Annotated in this window: 20 protein-coding genes, 1 pseudogene and 1 riboswitch; of the genes and pseudogenes, 9 read left to right on the top strand and 12 right to left on the bottom strand. The window is 41.3% G+C overall.

Annotated features, from left to right (window positions below; genetic code table 11):
• Positions 1-32 precede the first annotated feature (32 nt).
• Together NAF01_RS07725 and NAF01_RS07720 are read left to right on the top strand one after the other, a co-directional pair.
• Positions 33-908, top strand: a complete 876-nt coding sequence (locus NAF01_RS07725) for a metal-dependent hydrolase (RefSeq protein ID WP_250802065.1) — start codon at positions 33-35, stop codon at positions 906-908.
• A gap of 181 nt (positions 909-1,089) precedes the next feature.
• Positions 1,090-2,307, top strand: coding sequence for a NupC/NupG family nucleoside CNT transporter (locus NAF01_RS07720; protein WP_250802064.1), 1,218 nt, complete (start codon positions 1,090-1,092; stop codon positions 2,305-2,307).
• A gap of 144 nt (positions 2,308-2,451) precedes the next feature.
• Here the strand turns inward: NAF01_RS07720 and NAF01_RS07715 are convergent, their stop codons facing one another.
• From NAF01_RS07715 to NAF01_RS07690, 6 genes and pseudogenes are all read right to left on the bottom strand, one after another.
• Positions 2,452-2,589: a transposase gene (locus NAF01_RS07715; protein ID WP_250802063.1), complete on the bottom strand. Its 138-nt coding sequence runs from the start codon at positions 2,587-2,589 to the stop codon at positions 2,452-2,454.
• Between the two features lie 303 nt (positions 2,590-2,892).
• Positions 2,893-4,582 (bottom strand): annotated as a pseudogene (gene treC / locus NAF01_RS07710) (alpha,alpha-phosphotrehalase).
• A gap of 323 nt (positions 4,583-4,905) precedes the next feature.
• The gene (locus tag NAF01_RS07705; protein ID WP_250802062.1) at positions 4,906-6,582 is read right to left on the bottom strand and encodes a glycoside hydrolase family 13 protein; all 1,677 of its coding nucleotides are present in this window, start codon (positions 6,580-6,582) and stop codon (positions 4,906-4,908) included.
• Positions 6,583-6,672: 90 nt separating this feature from the next.
• On the bottom strand, positions 6,673-8,076 hold the full coding sequence (gene treP, locus NAF01_RS07700) for a PTS system trehalose-specific EIIBC component (protein WP_048011647.1): 1,404 nt from the start codon (positions 8,074-8,076) through the stop codon (positions 6,673-6,675).
• Positions 8,077-8,617: 541 nt separating this feature from the next.
• Positions 8,618-8,791, bottom strand: a complete 174-nt coding sequence (tatA, locus tag NAF01_RS07695; RefSeq protein WP_035327434.1) for a twin-arginine translocase TatA/TatE family subunit — start codon at positions 8,789-8,791, stop codon at positions 8,618-8,620.
• A 91-nt stretch (positions 8,792-8,882) separates the two neighbouring features.
• Positions 8,883-9,617: an NAD-dependent deacylase gene (locus NAF01_RS07690; RefSeq protein ID WP_250802061.1), complete on the bottom strand. Its 735-nt coding sequence runs from the start codon at positions 9,615-9,617 to the stop codon at positions 8,883-8,885.
• Between the two features lie 147 nt (positions 9,618-9,764).
• On the opposite strand from NAF01_RS07690, the gene NAF01_RS07685 reads away from it, so the two are divergent.
• The 7 genes from NAF01_RS07685 to NAF01_RS07655 all read left to right on the top strand — a co-directional run bounded on the left by NAF01_RS07685 (position 9,765) and on the right by NAF01_RS07655 (position 14,952).
• Positions 9,765-10,178, top strand: a complete 414-nt coding sequence (locus NAF01_RS07685) for a YkvA family protein (protein ID WP_163142747.1) — start codon at positions 9,765-9,767, stop codon at positions 10,176-10,178.
• Positions 10,179-10,257: 79 nt separating this feature from the next.
• Positions 10,258-10,366: riboswitch (TPP riboswitch) on the top strand.
• Positions 10,367-10,477: 111 nt separating this feature from the next.
• Positions 10,478-11,482, top strand: coding sequence for an ABC transporter substrate-binding protein (locus tag NAF01_RS07680; RefSeq protein ID WP_250802060.1), 1,005 nt, complete (start codon positions 10,478-10,480; stop codon positions 11,480-11,482).
• Positions 11,483-11,496: 14 nt separating this feature from the next.
• Positions 11,497-11,790 (top strand): thiamine-binding protein, encoded by a 294-nt coding sequence (locus NAF01_RS07675; protein WP_048009122.1) that lies wholly within the window; start codon positions 11,497-11,499, stop codon positions 11,788-11,790.
• Entirely contained in the window at positions 11,787-12,554 is a 768-nt protein-coding gene (locus NAF01_RS07670) for an ABC transporter permease (protein WP_048009121.1), read from the top strand. Before NAF01_RS07675 ends, NAF01_RS07670 begins: the two co-directional genes overlap by 4 nt.
• Positions 12,551-13,285, top strand: coding sequence for an ABC transporter ATP-binding protein (locus NAF01_RS07665; RefSeq protein WP_250802059.1), 735 nt, complete (start codon positions 12,551-12,553; stop codon positions 13,283-13,285). The genes NAF01_RS07670 and NAF01_RS07665 overlap by 4 nt, the downstream gene beginning before the upstream one ends.
• Before the next feature lie 11 nt (positions 13,286-13,296).
• Positions 13,297-14,061 carry a TatD family hydrolase gene (locus tag NAF01_RS07660; protein WP_048009119.1) on the top strand — a complete coding sequence of 255 codons (765 nt, stop codon included), beginning with the start codon at positions 13,297-13,299 and terminating at the stop codon, positions 14,059-14,061.
• Positions 14,062-14,211: 150 nt separating this feature from the next.
• Positions 14,212-14,952 carry a hypothetical protein gene (locus NAF01_RS07655; RefSeq protein ID WP_048009118.1) on the top strand — a complete coding sequence of 247 codons (741 nt, stop codon included), beginning with the start codon at positions 14,212-14,214 and terminating at the stop codon, positions 14,950-14,952.
• Between the two features lie 35 nt (positions 14,953-14,987).
• Here the strand turns inward: NAF01_RS07655 and NAF01_RS07650 are convergent, their stop codons facing one another.
• The 6 genes from NAF01_RS07650 to NAF01_RS07625 form a co-directional block, all read right to left on the bottom strand.
• Positions 14,988-15,857 carry a carbohydrate ABC transporter permease gene (locus NAF01_RS07650; protein ID WP_048009117.1) on the bottom strand — a complete coding sequence of 290 codons (870 nt, stop codon included), beginning with the start codon at positions 15,855-15,857 and terminating at the stop codon, positions 14,988-14,990.
• On the bottom strand, positions 15,854-16,834 hold the full coding sequence (locus NAF01_RS07645; RefSeq protein ID WP_283914206.1) for a carbohydrate ABC transporter permease: 981 nt from the start codon (positions 16,832-16,834) through the stop codon (positions 15,854-15,856). The genes NAF01_RS07650 and NAF01_RS07645 overlap by 4 nt, the downstream gene beginning before the upstream one ends.
• A 61-nt stretch (positions 16,835-16,895) precedes the next feature.
• Positions 16,896-18,188 (bottom strand): ABC transporter substrate-binding protein, encoded by a 1,293-nt coding sequence (locus NAF01_RS07640; protein ID WP_250802058.1) that lies wholly within the window; start codon positions 18,186-18,188, stop codon positions 16,896-16,898.
• A gap of 205 nt (positions 18,189-18,393) precedes the next feature.
• On the bottom strand, positions 18,394-19,002 hold the full coding sequence (locus NAF01_RS07635) for a hypothetical protein (protein WP_250802057.1): 609 nt from the start codon (positions 19,000-19,002) through the stop codon (positions 18,394-18,396).
• On the bottom strand, positions 18,977-19,513 hold the full coding sequence (locus NAF01_RS07630) for an RNA polymerase sigma factor (protein WP_250802056.1): 537 nt from the start codon (positions 19,511-19,513) through the stop codon (positions 18,977-18,979). Before NAF01_RS07630 ends, NAF01_RS07635 begins: the two co-directional genes overlap by 26 nt.
• A 112-nt stretch (positions 19,514-19,625) precedes the next feature.
• Positions 19,626-19,991, bottom strand: coding sequence for a hypothetical protein (locus tag NAF01_RS07625; protein WP_250802055.1), 366 nt, complete (start codon positions 19,989-19,991; stop codon positions 19,626-19,628).
• Between the last annotated feature and the right edge of the window lie 202 nt (positions 19,992-20,193).

Here is a 20,193-nt window from a genome sequence, read left to right as displayed (position 1 = left end):
AGGGAAACTAAACGTAAAAAGGGAGGTTAAAAATGGACACAATTACTCATACTTTATTTGGCTTGAGCCTATATGGTGCAGTTGATAAACAGAGGATGGATAAGAACTCCAGGAAAGCGTATCTGCTTACCGCTGTAGGGGCAAGTCAAATTCCCGATATTGATGTCATCTCGCGCTTCTGGGATACAGAAGGACTTTATCAGATGTGGCACAGGGGGATTACCCATTCTGTTTTCCTGACTCCGGTGTGGGCTCTGCTTTTTTTGCTGCTGTCCTTCCTGCTTTTCAGAGTCAAGGATAAGAAGCTTTTCTTGCTGGGATGGCTTGCAGTTTTCATACATAATACAAGTGATTTATTCAATGCATGGGGCACAGGTTATTTGGAGCCCTTTTCAAATATGAGAGTTACTTTTGGTACCATACCAATTGTTGATTTAGTGTTTTGGATCATAATGGGAGCAGCCTTTTTCTTTACAAAAAGGAATAAATCAAAATCTCCCTATTATTTTAAAATGGCTTGGGCTTTTATGCTTCTTCACGTGGTAATCCAAAGCACTCAGGGTTACCTCATTTATAAGCAGTACGATGAAAAATATGAACAAGTTGCCCTATCGGCAGAGTTTATACCATGGACTTATTCGGTTATTACAAAGAAAGATGATGAAGTGACCATATTCACTGATACTCTTTTCACCGAAAAGACAACCCAGTATGTGCTTCAATCAAAAGAAGCTGCAGATTTGGACAAATTGTTTTCTGAGCGTCCTGAAGCTAAAACCCTTTATGAATGGTCTCCATTTGTCGTTCTTGTTGATGATGATGAAAGGCTTGGACTCTATGATCCCCGTTTTTACAGAAACGGCCAGTCATTTTTATTTGAATATATTGAAAAAAATACGGAAAGATGAGCCCAGTGCTCATCTTTTTCCGTTTATCCCCATTACTTTCTTCATGCATAGTATTTTCATGAATTTATTCCTTTTGCACATAATACAACTATTGGGCTTTACAAGCAGTTTCACAAGGGAATAGGATTACTGCTGCTGATTTTTGCCGGAAAAAACTACTACATAGTGAAGAGGTGTAAACATGAATTTTATTTGGGGGATATTCGGTATTATTGTCGTTTTAGGGATAGCCTTCCTGCTTTCAAGCAATAAAAGGGCAATAAGTGTAAGAACAGTTGCGGGAGGTCTTGCCATTCAGCTGATTTTCGCCTTTCTCGTTTTAAAGTGGGAAGGCGGAAGAAAGGGACTGGAATGGCTCACAATGAAGGTAAACGACATAATTAATTACGCCAATCAGGGTATAAATTTTTTATTTGGCGGCCTTTTTACAGATGAATCGGGCATTGCATTCGTTTTCGCATTTCAGGTTTTGCCTGTTGTAATCTTTTTTTCATCACTGATTTCCGTCCTCTATTACTTAAGGATTATGCAGTTTTTCATTAAGATCCTCGGCGGGGGACTGGCTAAGCTTCTCGGGACCAGAAAAGCTGAATCCATGTCGGCAGCAGCCAATATATTCGTGGGACAAACGGAGGCACCGCTAGTGGTCCGCCCATATATCGCAAATATGACCAGATCCGAGTTATTTGCGGTCATGACCGGAGGCCTTGCTTCTGTAGCAGGATCTGTTTTGATTGGATATTCCTTACTGGGAGTGCCTCTCGAATATCTTCTGGCTGCAAGCTTTATGGCTGCACCCGCTGGATTGATCCTGGCCAAAATAATGCTTCCTGAAACGGAAGATAAAGAAGAGCCTAAGGAATTTGATATGGAAGTCGATAGCGATTCTGCAAATGTCATTGATGCAGCCGCAAAAGGAGCAAGTGTCGGACTGGAGCTCGCTTTAAATATTGGCGCGATGCTGCTGGCCTTTATTGCTTTAGTTGCTTTAATTAACGGGCTTCTTGGATGGGTTGGAGGGTTATTTGGGTTAGAAGGGTTGACACTCGAAATCATACTTGGATATGTGTTTTCTCCACTCGCGTTTGCGATAGGAGTTCCATGGTCAGAAGCCGTACAGGCAGGAAATTATATTGGCCAGAAGCTAATTTTGAATGAGTTTGTTGCTTATTCTGCTTTTGCGCCGGATATCCCGACTTTATCTGATAAAACAGTGGCGATCGTAAGCTTTGCCCTTTGCGGATTTGCCAATATTTCTTCATTGGGTATTTTACTGGGAGGACTTGGCGGATTGGCCCCGAACCGCAGGCAGGACATTGCACGGCTAGGCTTGAAGGCAGTTGCTGCAGGTGCCCTGGCATCTATGCTAAGTGCCGCCATAGCCGGAATGCTGTTTTAATGACCTATGGAATATTGAAAACCCTCCCGTATACCGGGAGAATTCAGTTTGTCGACAAAAGGGCTTCGGAATGGTCTCATTCCGAAGCCCTTTTGTGATTTTCACTCATTTTCCTTTATATACCGATTTTCCTCTGGCTTCCTTCTAGACCATTTTAGGCTCCGTCCATGTCCAGCTGGCCATCTTTTTTAAATTGATGGTAGCGAAAGTAAGCATCGCCTGTGCCGACAATTTTTTAAGCCCTCTCAGGGCTGTCCAGCGCATGACATGCTTTGAAAGCATCTTCTTACCTCAAGCAATTGATATTCCTATTCTATCAAGACTTGGAGAACATGCGATACAAAATTCAGAAAGCCTGTTGATTGGAGTGGAAGGCGCGAAGACTCCCGCGGGAGTGCTGGACAGGTGAGACCCCGCAGGCGCGAACGCGCCGAGGAGGCTCAGCGCCGGCCCGCAGGAAAGCGAAGCGCCTGGAACGGAAATCAACAGCCTCGATTACACGCTAAATAAAAAAACTGCAGACAAGCTCGTTTTTCATCGAGTTTGTCCACAGTCTGAACCCTCCCGTATACCGGGAGGATTTTTCTATTTCTTTAAATAATAGATAACGGATTCATATGGCCTTAACTGGATGGTCTTCGCAGCAGAAGGTGACTGCTTGTAATTGGCAAGTAAGATTTCTTCTTTATATTCATCTGCTTGAATGTGTTCAGGAAGTGGAAATGACGTTTCTTTCCCATAAAAATTATTTACGACCAACAGTTTTTCATTATCACCATTTCGAACATAAGCAAATACATCAGGATGATCATGAGAAATCAGTTCATAATCACCATAGGTAATTATATCGTACTGCTTTCGAAGCTGAATCAGCTTTTTATAATGATAGAAAATAGAATTCTCGTCCTTCAATGCGTTTTCGGCATTGATTTCCCTGTAATTGGATGCGACAGGAATCCATGGGGTTCCATCGGAGAATCCGGCATTTTCAGTACTATTCCACTGAACAGGCGTCCGGGAATTATCGCGAGATTTGCTTTTGAGAATGTTAATTATTTCTTCCTCTGCCATTCCCTTTTCCTTAAGAATAGAATAAACATTCAGTGATTCTACATCTCTGTAGTCTTCAATCCTGTCAAAGCCGGGGTTTGTCATGCCAAACTCTTCACCCTGATAAATATACGGAGTTCCCTGCATCATATGAATGGCTGTCGCCAACATTTTAGCCGATTCATGATGATAGAGTTTGTCATCTCCATATCTTGAAACAACCCGGGGCTGATCATGATTGCACCAGAATAATGCATTCCAGCCTCCCCCATTGTGCATTTCAGTTTGCCATTTTGATAAAATTTGTTTTAATGCCGTAAAATCAAAATCAGCGAGTGCCCATTTCTCTCCATTAGGGTAGTCCACCTTTAAATGATGAAAGTTGAAAGTCATGCTTAATTCTTCCCGTTCGGGATTGGAATACTTTATACAATGATCAATTGTAGTGGATGACATTTCCCCAACTGTCATACTATCGTATTTTGAGAATACTTTATCATTCATTTCACGCATAAATTCGTGTACACGAGGGCCGTCGGTATAGAATTTTCTGCCGTCGCCCGGAGGTACAGAGCCGTCATCATCCGGGAAATCCTGATCTTTGGAAATCAGATTGATTACATCAAGTCTAAAGCCATCTACACCTTTTTTAAACCAGAATTCCATCATGTCATACACTTTGCGGCGAAGGTCTTCATTTTCCCAATTTAGATCAGCCTGTGTAACATCAAAAAGATGAAGATAGTATTGGCCTGTTGCTTCATCATATTGCCTTGCATGCATTTCCGCCGAATTTGGATTCCCAGTTTGTCGGCTCGCTTCCATCTTCCTTCGGATCTTTCCAAATATAAAAATCCCGGTATGGATTGTCTTTTGATTTTTTTGCTTCCTGGAACCATTGATGTTCGGTGGAAGTATGGTTAACAACGATATCCATAATAATTTTCATATCCCGATTATGGGCTTCTTCAAGTAGCTTATCAAAGTCTGCCATCGTTCCATATTCCTCATGGATGCTGAAATAGTCGCTAATGTCATATCCGTTATCCCGCTGTGGCGATCTATAAATGGGTGTCAGCCAGACGACGTCCACACCTAATTCTTTTAAGTAATCAAGCTTGGCAATAATTCCAGGAATGTCTCCGACTCCATTTCCTGTCGTGTCGTTAAAGCTCTTCGGATAAATCTGATATACTACTGCTTTTTTCCACCACGGTTGTTTCATTTAGAATCACCCTGTTTAAGTATTTTTAGATGTTTTTTTAGAAGCTGTTGGCATATAAATTAAGCACACATGCTTGCAATTCTGACCGTTGATTTCCGCTTCAGGCACTCAGCAAACCCGCGGGGCGGGCGGTGAGCCTCCTCGACGCTTTGCGTCTGCGGGATCTCACCTGTCCCGCTGCTCCCGCAGGACACTGGATAAGCTCCTTAGGATGTGCACCGCACAAAGAAAATGCGACAGCATTTTCGAGGATCTCGCGCCTTCCGCTCCTATCAACTCAGTAAAGTATTTAAATATGGGTAGCGTTTTACAAAACTCACATTTTAACCGTTAAAGAGAAGCACCTGAGTTTCGTATGGACGAAGTTTAATTGTTCTGCTGATTTGTATATCTTTATAATTCCCAATCAGCAGTTCGAATTTTTCCCCCTGGAGCTTTGCAGGGAGTTCTGCTTCAGTGTTTCCGCCATAGAAGTTGCACATGACAAGAAGAGTCTGATTGCCCAGTGTTCTTGTATAGGCGTAGACTTCAGAATGATGATCAAGTATAAGGTTATATTTTCCGTAAATAATAATTTCATTTTTCTTCCTAAGTTCAATAAGCTTTTTATAATAATGAAAGACAGAGTCAGGGTTTTCAATGGCCTTTTCGATATTAATGTCTTTATAGTTAGGATTCACTTTTATCCATGGGGTTCCTTTCGTAAATCCTCCGTGCCTGGAAGAATTCCATTGCATTGGCGTTCTTGCATTGTCACGCCCTTTTGCATAGATGGCCTTCAGTGCCTTTTCCTCTGTCCAGCCATCGTTAAGGGCTTCTTTGTAAAAGTTAAGTGTTTCTATATCTCTGTATTCATCAATGCTTGAGTAACGGACATTCGTCATTCCTATTTCTTCGCCCTGATAAATATATGGAGTTCCCTTCATCATATGCAGCAATGTTGCCAGCATCTTTGCTGACTTATCCCAATACTCTCCATCATTCCCGAATCTGGAAACAGAGCGCGGCTGATCATGATTATTAAAGTAAAGGCTGTTCCAGCCAACCTCATCCAGTTCATTTTGCCATTTGGTCAGATTTGTTTTTAAGTCAAATAGATCGAGGGGTTTGAGGTCCCATTTGCCATTTGGCCCGTTATCGAGGCTAACATGTTCAAATTGGAAGACCATATTCAGCTCATTGCGTGATTCCCCCGTATACTGCCGAGCCCACTCCGGATTTACACCCGGCATTTCGCCGACAGTCATCACATCATACTTCGATAACGCCTTTTCATTCATCTCCTGCAGGTATTCATGAATTTTCGGGCCGTTTCGATAATACTTGCTTCCAGAAGCATATTTCTTACCGGGCTTTGGTTCATCATCAGGCAGACCCTCCACTTTGGAGATAAAGTTGACTACATCCATTCTGAACCCGTCAATCCCTTTTTCAAGCCACCAGGTCATCATGTCGTATATTTCTTTTCTCAGTTTCGGATTCTCCCAGTTTAAATCAGGTTGCTTTTTTGAAAACAGATGCAAATAATATTCTCCTGTACTTTCGTCAAACTCCCAGGCAGATCCCCCGAAATTACTGCCCCAGTTATTCGGCTCCTTTCCATTCTTTCCTTCACACCATATATAGTAGTCCCTGTATGGATTATCTTTCGATTTCCTTGCTTCTGAAAACCAGATATGCTCGTCTGAACTATGGTTCACCACCAGATCCATAATGAGTTTGATGTCTCTTTTATGCAGCTCTCCAAGAAGCTGTTCCCAATCCTTCATAGTACCAAACTCACGCATAATATCCTGATAATCACTGATATCATAGCCATTATCATCATTTGGTGATTTATAAACTGGAGAAAGCCAGACCACATCAATTCCAAGCTCTTTCAAGTAATCAAGCCTTGAGATAATTCCCTGTAGATCTCCTATTCCATCTCCATTGCTGTCCATGAAGCTTCGAGGGTAGATTTGGTAAACTACACTCTCTTTCCACCATTGCTTCTTCATAATGAAACCTCCGGTATAATAAAATATTGAGCAAGCCTAAAAATGGCGATACCATGGAATCATAGAACTCCATGGCATCAATCATTTTATTTAGGCTTTTTTAAATTTCGAGAAAGCTAGAGTTAATACAAACGGAACTACAAGTGCTATTCCCATTCCAATAAAGAAAGCACCCCAGTTTTCCGCAAAGATGGAGAAGAATGCCGGCAAGCCGCCTACTCCAATTGACGGTGCCTTAACTCCATTAATAGTGATGAAAATGCCTGCTGCAGCTGATCCAATAATCGCTGCAAAGAACGGATACTTAAATCGAAGGTTAACCCCAAACATCGCCGGTTCCGTTACACCCAGCCACGCTGAAATGGAAGAAGTGAGCGCAAGCCCTTTCAGCTTTTCGTTCCCTTTGCTTAACAGCATCATGGCAAAAGCGGCTGAACCCTGTGCAATATTGGATAGTGCCACCATCGGCCACAAAAACGTGCCGCCAATGCTGCCGATTAGCTGAAGATCGACTGCCAGGAATGTATGATGCATGCCAGTGATAACAAGAGGTGCATATAATCCTCCGTAAATCAAACCTCCAAGGGCCGGAACAGCATCAAAGATTCCGACAACTCCATTTGTAATCCAGCTGCCGATCGTGAATGTAATTGGTCCGATGGCAATAAAAGAAAGAAATCCAGTAATAAGCAAAGCGATTGGCGCGACAGTCAGAAGCTGAAACGCATCAGGAATTCTTTTTCGCAGAAATACTTCTATCTTAGCCAACACATATGAAGCAAATAATACAGGCAACACCTGGCCCTGGTAACCTACTTTTTCAATTTCAAAACCAAATAAATTCCACTTCGGAACTTCCTCTGCTGCACCATAGCCCCATGCATTTAAAAGATCCGGGTGCACCAGCATCAAACCAAGTACCATACCAAGAAGCGGACTGCCGCCAAACCGGTTTACAGCACTCCATCCAATCAGGCCTGGAAGAAATACGAAAGCAGTATTGGCAATCAGGTTAATGATGCTCGCCAGATCAGCCCAGTTTGTATAAACTTCAACAAACGACTTATCATCGAAGAAAATATCCGGCGCTGTCATAATGTTGTTGATTCCCATCAGCAAACCAGCTGTTACGATAGCCGGGAGGATTGGAATAAAAATATCAGCCAGTGTTTTAATTCCACGCTGCAGAGGATTTAAGTTTTCGGCAGCTGCACTTTTGGTTTCTTCTTTTGACGATTCGCCAATACCGGTTGCATCTGTCATTTCTTTATATACTTTATCAACGAGGCCTTGTCCAATTACAACCTGGAATTGTCCATTGGTAGAAAATGAACCTTTTACAATATCAATATCTTCGAGCTTTTCTTTATTGACTTTTCCTTCATCTTTTAATGCAAAACGCAGCCTTGTTACACAATGAGTGGCCGCAGCGATATTATCCCTGCCCCCGATAGCTTCTACGATTTGCTCTGCTGACTCTTTATTTGTGGCCATTCTACACTCTCCTCCTGTTACCGTTTTCATATTAAAGAAAAAAACAGTTATAAGGTTCTTATTATCGTTCTCGATTTTTATACATCTATCCATTACACACAAACTAACTTGTATATACATGAACTGTTTACGCTTTCATTTTATCTTGTATATACATGTTAGTCAACTTTTTTTTCTTTTCCTTCTTTTCTATACCCTTTCACTCGGTTCGAAAGCCATAAAGTGAAACTTCAATCAGTGGGGGTTTTCCTTATCCCCCACTGATTGTTAGTCGCGTTCTAGTGTCGCTAAGATCTCCGCTAGCGCTTCGATCAATCGACACTACGAACCCGATTGGTTCAACTAAGCCTCTGCTTGCGCGTCGGCAAGTTTCACTGTATCTCACCAATCGGGCCTTTACGGGCAGTTTGACCCCCACTTATCCTCCTTTGGTTCCTCTGAGTCTTGAAGTGGGAGTCTTACTGCCCGTTAGACTGCGATAAAATAGAAAAACCGGCTTCGAAGACTAATCGTCTGCAAAGCCGGTTTCTAAACCATTAGGCTATTTTCTTTTATCATCATCATCATCTTTAGTGAGATCACGGGTAGATTTCTTAAATTCTTTTAAGGTCTCCCCGAATGCTCTCCCTATTTCAGGAAGTTTTTTAGGACCAAAAATAATAAGAGCAAGAACCAGGATGAGAATTAAGCCTGGAATACCGATGTTTGATAACATGCTGAACACTCCTTATATATCATATCGCTTGAAACAGCAGTAATCATGTTCATTGTCCATTATAGGGGATTGGCTCAAAAAATCATAGTTTTTATAATTTCTGATTCTCCCACTGCACTAAGGCACGATCAAGTTCTTCGAGAACTTCACCAATTTTGCGCTCATGGATCACTTCATCAGCATAAAAGTCAAAATCAGTGGGTTCCATATTAATAATAACCAGTTTTGCTCCGTTTTGTTTTGCTATCAGCGGAAACTGATTGGCTGGTGTCACAGTCAGGGATGACCCCAGAACAATAAATAGTTCTGCCTTTTCTGATTCTTCCGCTGCAAAATCTAAAGCCTGCTCAGGCAGCATCTCCCCAAACAGAACTACTGAAGGACGAAGCAGCCCCCCGCAATTACATTGAACGTGTCCATGCAAATATCCCTCGCCCGGGAACTCTTTTTTGCATTGCTGGCAATGGAGTGTCTGCAGATTCCCATGAAGCTCTGATACATTTTCACTCCCTGCCAGCCGATGAAATCCATCCACATTCTGGGTGATAATACTCTTTAAAACGCCTCTCTTTTCCCAATCAGCAAGAATATAGTGGCCTTTATGAGGGCTGCACTCCTTGAGCCCGATTACCCGGTGCCGATAAAATTCTATAAACTCTTTCACATTTTCATTCAATGCCTCAGTACTGGCAATTTTCCCAGGATCTTTCCCGTTCCATAAACCATTATTGGCTGACCTGAAATCAGGCAGCCCGCTTTCAGTTGACATACCTGCTCCAGGTAGTATTACTGTATAATTTGATTCCTTCAGCCATTTCTCAAGCATAAATACCAGCTCCCACTAAAATATTTTCACAGGTTTGAAGGGTATTTCCATTTTTTTCTCCTGGTTAAATGTTTATGTCATGTCAGGTATGCGGTAAATAATAGATTATAACTGTTTTTACGAATTATCAATATAGGAGTGATGGCTATGCCTGAAATAGAAACGAAAGATTATAAGGACGGCTATAAAAAATTTTCTTCCAGGGCACAACGCTATGCGGATGATCCCGAAAAAACAAAAGGACTTCTAAAAAAGGCTACACTTAAAGCTGAGAAAAACAAATCTTCGTTAAGTGATATATGGGAAAAGTTTCAGCTGCTGATCGATTTAGTTAAGGCATGGTCAAAAGGCGATTACCGGCATATCTCCAAAAAATCAATTATCTTTATTATTGCATCCATCCTATACTTTGTCTCTCCTATCGACCTGGTTCCAGACTTTCTAATTGGAATGGGTATCCTCGATGATGCAGCAGTACTTGGTTTTGCCGTCAGCCAGATTACAGGTGAAATTGAGAAATTCAAAACCTGGAAAGAGAGCCGGACTATTGAAATGAAATAACTTTCAAAAGGGTGTCCATTTTGATATTGTCTGCTATAATAAATAATGGAAAGTATTCATGCCTGTTAAAATTAAATAGCAAGAAATGTAGGGGAACCGGTGTGCCGGTTGAGACTTCATCCTTAAGATGCTGACCCTTTGAACCTGATCTGGCTAATACCGGCGTAGGGAACATATTCTTAAACATAATAAAATGTTTTTTATATGCGTCCCGGTATTATGCCGGGGCGTTTTTTATTTTTCAGGGCAGACTAATATCAACTTTCCTTATTACATAAAAGCTTTTGGGAGGTTTCTCTATGAAAAAATGTATTGCGGTTATTACTGCGCTTCTGTTGCTATCCGGCTGTGCCGGCAGCGGCCAGGATGCTAAGACTGGAAATGAAGATGCAGGCAGCAAACAAGAATTGAAGGAAGTTACTGTCGTACTGGATTGGACGCCAAATACCAATCATACTGGCTTATATGCGGCAAAAGAAAAAGGCTATTTTAAAGAAGAAGGGCTCGATGTCGAAATTATCATGCCAGGTGAAGCAGGCGCAGATCAATTGACGGCATCAGGCAAGGCTGATTTCGGTGTCAGCTATCAGGAAAGCATTACGGAAGCACGTGTTCAGGGTGTGCCTCTGGTATCGATAGCAGCTGTTATTCAGCACAATACATCCGGTTTTGCATCCCCTGCTGAAAAAAACATTAAATCACCGAAAGACTTTGAAGGAAAAACGTATGGCGGGTGGGGAGCTCCTGTAGAAAAATCAGTAATTGACTCCCTAATGAAGAAGGAAAATGCCGATGCTGATAAGGTGTCAATTGTGAACATGGGAGATGCAGACTTTTTTACGGCGGTTAAAAGAGATATAGACTTCGCATGGATTTATTACGGATGGACAGGTGTAGAAGCTGAGCTTCGGGGGGAAAAGATTAATATGGTCTACCTCACAGACTACTCAGAAAAACTGGATTACTACACGCCTGTTCTGGCTACGAGTGAAAAAATGATTGAAGATGATCCGGAAACTGTCAAAGCATTTGTAAATGCTGCAGCCAAAGGATATGAATTTGCAATCGACCAGCCCGAGGAAGCAGCTGATATCTTGTTAAAGAATGCTCCTGACCTGGACAGCGAATTGGTCAAAAAGAGCCAGGAGTGGCTATCCCCGCGCTATCAGGATGATGCTGCCAGATGGGGAGAACAAAAGCTTGAGGTCTGGGAAAACTATGCAGACTGGATGCATGAAAATGGTCTATTAGATAAAGAATTAGATGCCGGCAAAGCATTTACAAACGACTTCCTGCCGGAATAAGGAGAGTTTATTAAATGGCAAACGCACTTGTAAGCATTCAAATCATACCAAAAACAAAAGATGGGGAAAATGTTATACCATACGTTGATGAAGCGATCAGTATTATTCAGCAATCCGGTGTTAAGTACGAAGTGCATCCCCTTGAAACAACGATGGAAGGCGATTTAGAACACTTATTGAAAATCATTGCTGACATGAACAGAAAAATGATTGAAAAAGGCAGCAGCAACGTAATCTCACAGGTTAAGATTCTCTATCAGCCCGCTGGAATTGAAATGAGTGATTTAACGGAGAAATACCGTCCATGATCAATGTATTCAGAAAAGGGTGGAGGCCGGCTGCGGTTCTCCTCCTTTTATTCATTCTCTGGGAGATGGCGGTAAATCTGGCAGAAGTCCCTGCTTGGCTCCTGCCTCCCCCGACAGATATCATTCAGGAGGCAGTTTTGGGCTGGGAGGGCTTCCGCCCGCATCTTCAATCGACAGTCCTGCTTTCACTATGTGGATTTGCCATTGGCACTGCCATCGGATTGCTTACAGCTGTTATATTGCACTTATTGCCTTTTATAAGAGAGTCTGTTTACCCGCTTCTCATCCTTTCACAGAATGTGCCAATAATTGTTCTGGCTCCTTTACTGGTTGTATGGTTTGGATTTGGCATACTTCCAAAACTTATTGTCATTACGCTGGTATGCTTCTTCCCCATTACTGTTGCAGCATTGGATGGTTTTCGGCAAACTCCAGGAGATCTCAGGCATTATATGCTGATGGCTGGAGCCGGCAGAGGACAGCTGTTTTGGAAGCTGGAGCTTCCCCATTCCCTTCCATCTTTATTTTCCGGGCTAAAGATCTCTGCGACCTATAGTGTGATGGGTGCTGTAATATCTGAATGGCTCGGAGCCAAAGCCGGAATAGGGGTTTATATGACTCTAGCCTCTTCTTCCTTTCGGACAGACCGTGTTTTTGTAGCCATACTTGCGATTATGCTGTTAAGTTTGCTGCTTTTTGGAGGTATATTACTTTCAGAACGTTTGCTTATTAAATGGAAGTCCAGGGAGAGTGGGAGGAAATGATACAATTATCGGTTAATTCTCTAACGAAAAATTTTGATTCAAATCAAGTTTTAAGCAATTTGAGTTTTCAAGTAAATGAAGGAGAGTTTGTTTCGATTTTAGGTCCATCAGGCAGCGGAAAGAGCACTATCTTTAACCTGATTGGCGGGATGCTCCTGCCTGAGGAAGGGTCCATAATGCTAGGGAATGCCGAAATCAGCGGCAAACGCGGTTCAATTAGCTATATGCCCCAGACACCTTCCCTGATGCCTTGGAGAACTATCCTTCAGAATGTTCTGCTTGGCCAGGAAATTATGGGGAAACCCGATCCGGAAACAGCCAGAAAAATGCTTCAAAAAGCCGGACTCGGTGACTATGAAAATGCTTTTCCGCATGAATTATCAGGAGGCATGAAGCAAAGGACCGCCTTTATCCGGGCACTATTAAGCCCGCAGCCAATCATACTGCTGGATGAACCTTTTTCAGCTTTGGATGAGCTTACCCGTCTTGATATGCAAAAATGGCTTCTCGATATTTGGAATGAACATAAGCCGACGATTCTGTTTGTCACTCACAATATCGAAGAAGCCATTTACCTCTCTGATCGAATATTAATACTCGGCAGCAAGCCTGCTAAAGTGGTTCAAGAATATAAAGTGCCTTTTGGGCGGCCGCGAATGGAGGAAATTTTTCTGGATGAAAATTTCCTTGAATGCAAAAGAAGCATTCATCATGCGCTGAAAAATCATTAGGAGGCAGCAGCATGGATAATTATATTGATGCCCATATTCATCTTGATAAGTACAGCGATATTGATTTAGAAAAAATGTTTCATGAATTGCCGTTTAAGCTTTCACTTGTTACAGTTTCAAGCGATTTAAAATCCTGCAAAAGAAACCTTGCTCTTGCAGAAATCTATCCCTTTGTTAAACCTGCCTTTGGTTTTCACCCTGAACAGGTACTGCCCAATGATCATGATATTTCAGAGCTTTTCAGCTGGATAAAGATTCACACAGAGCAGATGGCTGCTGTTGGCGAGGTTGGCCTTCCATACTATTTGAGACCTAAGGGGAGCAAGATCCCAGGCGGATATATTGAACTTCTCGAAGAATTCATAAAGCTTGCAAAAAAACAGGATAAACCCATTGTCCTCCATGCAATTTATGATGATGCACAGATTGTGTGCAATTTATTGGAAAAGCATTCGATTAAAAAGGCTCATTTCCACTGGTTTAAAGGTGACACTGCAGCAGCAAGCAGGCTGATTTCCAATGGCTATTACATATCCTTTACTCCAGATATCATGTATGAAAAAGAAATACAGGGCCTCGTACGGGATTACCCGCTGGATAAATTGATGGCAGAAACAGACGGCCCATGGGAATTCGAGGGCCCTTTTAAAAACAAACCTACCCATCCTTCCATGATGGCCCATTCCATCAGTGCCCTTGCTGAACTAAAAGAAATATCTTTCACCAGCGCCCTTAAGAAGCTTTATGATAACACAAAAAGCTTCTATAATATTTGATTAATCTGCATTAAATAGGCTTTTACCATAAGGCAGTTTTTTATTTAGATTAGATAAAATATACTAGATAAATATAATCACATCGCACCATTCCTAATTATGGAAATATAGGTTAATCTTATATTGGACAATACTTTTAGGAGGTATGTGATGAAAAAGTATATTTTCTTATTATTGACTATTTTACTAGTTTTCTCAGGCAATGTTTCTGCACAGCCCAAAAGTAATTCGGCAGGTTTGACTGAGAAAGATTTCATGAAAGCCGTGTTAAAATCTGATGAGTTTAAGCAATTCAAAGCTTCTATATTAAAAGATGCCTCCATCCAGCCAAAAGCTCTTATTGATGAAAAAGGAAAACAATATGGCTGGACAGTGCAATATGAAATTGAATACAACGAAAAAAACATTTCCTTAGATGAAAAAGCTCTCGTAAATTTCTCGTCCCTTTTATCTTTCTCATTTGAGTCCGGGAAGGAATTAAAAGTGCGGCTGGTTGATTTCAGCAGGCTTATTGAGGATAAAGCTTTTTATGTAAAAGACCTGAAATCTGAAGAAGAGACCAAAATAGATATCTCAAAAGACAGCACCTTTACTGATTATTTAACAGAAGTAGAATTGAAAAAAACACAGCTGATTAAAGAAGCGGCTAAAAGTAATGCAGTCTCTTCCGATAAAGCCACAGCATCCGGCCAGCTATGCTACTACTGTACAAAGTATGAATGGCGCGGCGGGTATCCCTGCTCATCCGCTAACACTGAGTCCGAAGCTTCAGTATCATCCCAGCTTGAAGAAAACGGGCTGAATCCGGATTCTGTGATCATTGAATGCTATGTTCCCCGCCATAAGGTGTGTGTTGACGGGGAATGGAGAACCTATTGCCCTATACAATGAAAAGAACGGCTAAGCGAATGGCTTAGCCGTTTTTGTTATCCTTTCGTGCCTGATGCGATATTCGAACCTTCTATAAAGTGCTTCTGGAAGAAGAAAAATAACAGCACTACTGGCAATAATACCATGACTGACATGGCCATCAGGTAATGCCATTGTGTCTGTACAGTTCCCTTGAAGGTTTGAAGACCGATTTGAAGGGTGTAGAGACTTTCATCATTTAAATATAATAACGGGCCAAGAAGATCATTCCATGCGCCATTAAATGAGAAAATGGCTACAGTAATAAGCGCCGGCTTCGTCAATGGCAGCATGATATGCCACCATATCTGAATATGATTAGCACCGTCCAGTACAGCTGCTTCAATAAGTTCATTCGGAATGGTCATCATAAACTGGCGAAGCAGGAAGATGAAAAAGGCACTCCCCAAAAAGGCCGGAACAACCAGCGGCAGATACGTATTTACCCAGCCAAGCTTGGAGAATAAAATGTACTGAGGCACCATGGTGACAAACCCTGGGATCAGCATGGTTGATAACACAACTATAAACAGAGCATTTCTTCCTTTAAAACGGATCTTCGCAAATGCATAAGCAACCAGCGAATTGACAATAACGCTTCCCGCCATTCCGCAAAAGGCAATAAAGAATGTATTCATAGCCCAGCGGGTAAACGGTGCTGTTTTCCAGGCGTCAACATAATTGGAAAAATGGAATTCTTTTGGCATAAAGGTCGGCGGATATTGAGCTATCTCTGCAGGGGATTTCAGAGAAGTCGAAATCATCCACCAAAGCGGAGATATTACCAGTACACTTCCTGCTAATAAAACGATGAAAACAATCGCCTGCTTTACTTTATCTTTGAATTTTTTCGTCTCATAAAACTTCGGTGCTGCAGCAGATCTCATTTATCATCTCCTCCCTCATAATGAACCCATTTTTTACCGATTTTCATATTAATGATTGTCAGTATCATAACGACAATAAACAACAGCCAGGCCATTGCAGAGGCATAGCCCATGTCAAACACCTCAAACGCATTATTCCACATATGAAGATTATAGAACAGAAGTGAATTTCCAGGTCCGCCGCTTCCATTCTCCGTCATGACATAAGCCTCCTGGAAAATTTGAAATGAACCGATCGTACTTGTCAGCACATCAAAGAAAATGATCGGCGAAATCATTGGCAATGTGATGTAAAAAAATTTCTGCATTACACCGGCCCCATCCAGATCCGCTGCTTCATAAAGGGAATTTGACACCCCCTGCAGACTTGCCAGATATAGAAGCATTCCTCCCCCGACACTCCACATTTTCATCAAAAGCAAAGCAGGCTTTGTCCATTCAGGGTCAAACAGCCAGGCTGGCCCCTCAATTCCAAACCATGCAAGGAACGTATTAACCAGACCTGTTGACGGACTCAGCAGCTGCATCCATAAAAAGTAAACTGCAACACCTGAGAGGATAGCAGGCAGATAATAAAGTGTGCGGAAAAATTTCATGCCTTTTACTTTCTGATTTAGAAGAACCGACAGAAAAATCGCCCCTGCTGTGGTCAGCGGGACAGAGAATAAAACGTAATATAACGTGTTCCATAGTGACGTTTTAAATAGGTCATCAATCGTAAACATGCGTTTGAAATTATCAAGGCCGATAAAATTCATTTTTGAAGTGATATTATAGTCTGTAAAACTGGCAAATAAGGAAAATAATAACGGGCCAAGTGTCAGTCCCAGAAATCCGATTATCCACGGGCTGATAAATAGATAGCCAAAGATATTTTCTCTTGTTTGGCGTGACAGCCGTCTGTGTGATGATGCCTTCCCTTTTTTTCCTGCAAAATCTGCTCCCCGGCGCTCAATCGTTGTCTCATATGATTTCAACCCTTACACCTTCTTTTTATAGTATTTATAAAGAGAGAAGGATTACCCTTCTCTCTTTGTTCTAATTTTTCTTTATTTTTTCAACATCTTCTTCTGCTTTTTCGAGCGCTTTTTCTGGCTTGGTTTTACCTAGCAGAACATTGTCTACGTGAGGATTAATGCGATTCTGGTAATCGGGATACTGTGTCGGGACAGGGAATAATTGCGTCTGATCCAGGTTTTTCACAGTCGCTTCATATACATATTGATCATCGCCTTTAAGTTCCTTTACCACGGCCTCTGCAGCTTCTTTATTTGCGACATTATCATAATTTTTCATAGCCCAATATTTTTGTGCTTCTGGACCTGTAAGATACTCGATAAACTTCATAGCTTCCTCAGGGTGTTTGGCTCCTTTCGGAATTTCAGCTACGAACCCACCTCCATCACTCCAGTTCCCGGAACCTTCTTCATATGCAGGAATCGGGGCAACCCCAAAATTCATATCATTGCCATAATCACGAATTTGTGTGTAAAATGTACCGATATCCACCCACATTGCCACTTTGCCGGCAATGAACGGATTTGACTGTTCACTTCCAAATTCAGCTTCAAAAGACTGAACTGTTTTCTCGCCGAGACGCTCCTTCCATCCCAGCAGCCATTGAAGCGCTTCCTGCTTCTTAGGAGTATTGATATAAAGTTTGCCATCTTGAATGAATCCTTTTCCGCCATCAGCGCTTGTCATCCAGCTTGCTGCGCCGATACTGCCCCAAAGCGGGTAAAAGCCAACCCGCTCATAGCGATCTCCATTTTTAACATCCAGCTTCTGAGCATACTCCTCCAGTTCAGCCCATGTAGCAGGCGGCTTTTCCGGGTCAAGGCCCGCTTCTTTGAAAGCATCTTTATTGTAAAATAGCAATCTGGTATCTGTATTAAATGGAACTGCATAAGCCTTGTCCTCGTACATTACCGTTTCCCATAAATGCGGGTAAAACTGGTCTTTAAACGAATCATCGATATACTTGCTCAAATCTTCAGATTGTCCATTTTCTGCCCGCTGGCCGACCGAATTAATATCGTTAATAATAACATCAGCAGGATTACCGGCAGCAACGGATGCCAGATTCTTTGTCCAAATATCTCCCCAAGGCAAATATGTATGCTTAACAAAAACCTCATCCTGTGATTTGTTAAAATCATCTATGATTTTTTCAATAATTGGCCTTCTTGTTTCTGAACCCCAAAAACTCCAAAAATCAACAACGACCTTTCCATCCTTCGTCTTTTCTGCCTGAGCACTTTCCCCGGAACAGCCTGTTAATGTTCCAATAAGCAGGAATGCGGAAATAATAAAAAGAAGTCCTTTTTTCATGATGCTCCCCCTAATATTTATAATTTTCAGCTTTAATGTTCTGCCTATTCCCTGCCTGCAGGAATCAAGCGAATAAAAATTTTTATTAACTAAGTAAGTACTACCCTTTTAATCTGGGATAAAACATTTATTTGAAAAAATTCTCGATATTTGTCAAAATCCAGCCCTTTCTGCCTAAAAAAAATGACCCCTTACAGGAGTCAAATCAAGGAGTATTTTGAATGCTTTGCGCGATTGCCTCTATATATTCAATAAATAGAGAGCCCTCTGCAGCAGGAACTGAATAAATTTCTTCACTATCAATTAGCTTAAAGTAAACTTCGCCTTGCTCGTTCCAGACTTTCATCTTTACCGGTTCTTTTCCCTTTAAATTAAATTGGATATCATAGGTTGGTTTGGCATCAATGACTGTCTCTGATGGGATGGCCGAATTTATGGCATTTCTTGCCGTGTTTTCCCACTTTGGATCTTTTACAGTCGCGATTTCAGCTGAATACTTTCCATCGGCAGAGAAGGATTTCTCGGTTTCTGATATAGCAATGGTTGTTTGGCTTATAAAGCTATTCCCAAGCATCTCTGAACTGCTCCTGCCTCTGGTCATAGAATCCTCAGAAAATATAATGAAAGCGAACATGACACAAGCAGCCATTACAGCGGCAGCAGATAAAAATCTCGGGAAAATAGCTTTCTTTCTTTCAGGTTTTTCCTCTATGCTCCTCAATATTTTTTGCAGACTCTCCTGCTTTTGCTTTTGAGAACGCGGAATTCGTCCCAATTCTCGAAAGGAATTATCGGATCCGAATGAGCTCTTCATGGATTTCCCCCCTTTTCTGCAATTCTTTTTTTAGCGCTGCGAGTGCCCTGGAAGTGGTGATTTTCACTTTATTTTCAGACCAATTCAAGATTTCAGCCGTTTCCTTAATGGAAAACTCCTTTATTTTTCTCAAAATCAGCACTTCTTGATAGCTTAATTTCAAATGGCGGATTGCTTCATATAAGAGTGTAACTTTTTCACCCTTAATCATTATCTCTGTAGGAGTATCTTCATCTGATTGGAGTTGGAATTTTTCTATTGAGAAAAATTTGAATCTGCTTTTTTTGCGCAAATAATCAATGGCTACATTTCTGGATATCCGGACAAGCCACGTAAAGATCTGGGAATCCCCATTAAATTGATTCAGATATTTGTAGGCTTTGATAAAGGTGTCTTGTGTCAGATCTTCCGCCACTTCTTTATCATTTACGAGAAGAAATATGTATCCATAAATTCGATCGCTGTACTCGCTGTATATATCTTCAAACGCTTCTGCCGTTATTCTCTCCATTGTGGCGCCCCCTCGCATATTATTAGACGAATAAAAATCAGAAAAGAAACACTTTTTCATTGTTTATGTAAAACTTGTGGTAAAACCATAATTTATAACCTGTTCATTTATCCTATAATGTAAAACAATCTGATTCCTTAGCATCAAATTTGAGAAAAATCCGAGAAAGCGCCTTTTTAACCGTAACTTTTTTCAATCTCTTTTCACCTGTAAAAAGATGAATAAAGTTACACCCCAGACTACCCATCTTCGATTTCATTTTTTGCAATTTTGAGTAAAGGATTCCTTTAAGTTCTCCACCCTTTTTATTTATTTTATCATTCTGTGAAAATACTGCCTCCCTCCTTTTCCTTATTTTTTCCAAGATCCATTTGAATATATGGAAAAATAATACTTTTACTCTATAAATAACCGTAAAAAGTTCATTCTTTAAGCCTGTAACCCTTAATGACCTATGAAGCATTATAGCCATTTTCATAAAAGCACTGCAAAAAACTTTATTTTTCGACAATCTCCAGCCTTTAATTTAGCTAAAGTACAGGGTAACGGCAGGGTTTTCCATTTTTGGATACCCATAGGAGGTGGTTGAGTTCTTCATTGCAAACTAGCAATTTAAATGAATTAACAAAACAAGGAGGGAATTTTTTGAAAAGAAAAAGAAAATCATTGAATCGCATTCT

The organism is Cytobacillus firmus, from assembly GCF_023657595.1.
Classification (GTDB): domain Bacteria; phylum Bacillota; class Bacilli; order Bacillales; family Cytobacillaceae; genus Cytobacillus; species Cytobacillus firmus_B.
This window is presented reverse-complemented; position numbering and strand designations above follow the sequence as displayed.

What these genes read in the sequence shown, in the direction of transcription:
- NAF01_RS07725 (WP_250802065.1), top strand. Translation starts at nt 33, where the DNA reads ATGGACACAATTACTCATACTTTATTTGGCTTGAGCCTATATGGTGCA.
- NAF01_RS07720 (WP_250802064.1), top strand. Translation starts at nt 1,090, where the DNA reads ATGAATTTTATTTGGGGGATATTCGGTATTATTGTCGTTTTAGGGATA.
- NAF01_RS07715 (WP_250802063.1), bottom strand. Translation starts at nt 2,589, where the DNA reads ATGCTTTCAAAGCATGTCATGCGCTGGACAGCCCTGAGAGGGCTTAAA.
- NAF01_RS07705 (WP_250802062.1), bottom strand. Translation starts at nt 6,582, where the DNA reads ATGAAGAAGCAATGGTGGAAAGAGAGTGTAGTTTACCAAATCTACCCT.
- treP (WP_048011647.1), bottom strand. Translation starts at nt 8,076, where the DNA reads ATGGCCACAAATAAAGAGTCAGCAGAGCAAATCGTAGAAGCTATCGGG.
- tatA (WP_035327434.1), bottom strand. Translation starts at nt 8,791, where the DNA reads ATGTTATCAAACATCGGTATTCCAGGCTTAATTCTCATCCTGGTTCTT.
- NAF01_RS07690 (WP_250802061.1), bottom strand. Translation starts at nt 9,617, where the DNA reads ATGCTTGAGAAATGGCTGAAGGAATCAAATTATACAGTAATACTACCT.
- NAF01_RS07685 (WP_163142747.1), top strand. Translation starts at nt 9,765, where the DNA reads ATGCCTGAAATAGAAACGAAAGATTATAAGGACGGCTATAAAAAATTT.
- NAF01_RS07680 (WP_250802060.1), top strand. Translation starts at nt 10,478, where the DNA reads ATGAAAAAATGTATTGCGGTTATTACTGCGCTTCTGTTGCTATCCGGC.
- NAF01_RS07675 (WP_048009122.1), top strand. Translation starts at nt 11,497, where the DNA reads ATGGCAAACGCACTTGTAAGCATTCAAATCATACCAAAAACAAAAGAT.
- NAF01_RS07670 (WP_048009121.1), top strand. Translation starts at nt 11,787, where the DNA reads ATGATCAATGTATTCAGAAAAGGGTGGAGGCCGGCTGCGGTTCTCCTC.
- NAF01_RS07665 (WP_250802059.1), top strand. Translation starts at nt 12,551, where the DNA reads ATGATACAATTATCGGTTAATTCTCTAACGAAAAATTTTGATTCAAAT.
- NAF01_RS07660 (WP_048009119.1), top strand. Translation starts at nt 13,297, where the DNA reads ATGGATAATTATATTGATGCCCATATTCATCTTGATAAGTACAGCGAT.
- NAF01_RS07655 (WP_048009118.1), top strand. Translation starts at nt 14,212, where the DNA reads ATGAAAAAGTATATTTTCTTATTATTGACTATTTTACTAGTTTTCTCA.
- NAF01_RS07650 (WP_048009117.1), bottom strand. Translation starts at nt 15,857, where the DNA reads ATGAGATCTGCTGCAGCACCGAAGTTTTATGAGACGAAAAAATTCAAA.
- NAF01_RS07640 (WP_250802058.1), bottom strand. Translation starts at nt 18,188, where the DNA reads ATGAAAAAAGGACTTCTTTTTATTATTTCCGCATTCCTGCTTATTGGA.
- NAF01_RS07635 (WP_250802057.1), bottom strand. Translation starts at nt 19,002, where the DNA reads ATGAAGAGCTCATTCGGATCCGATAATTCCTTTCGAGAATTGGGACGA.
- NAF01_RS07630 (WP_250802056.1), bottom strand. Translation starts at nt 19,513, where the DNA reads ATGGAGAGAATAACGGCAGAAGCGTTTGAAGATATATACAGCGAGTAC.
- NAF01_RS07625 (WP_250802055.1), bottom strand. Translation starts at nt 19,991, where the DNA reads ATGAAAATGGCTATAATGCTTCATAGGTCATTAAGGGTTACAGGCTTA.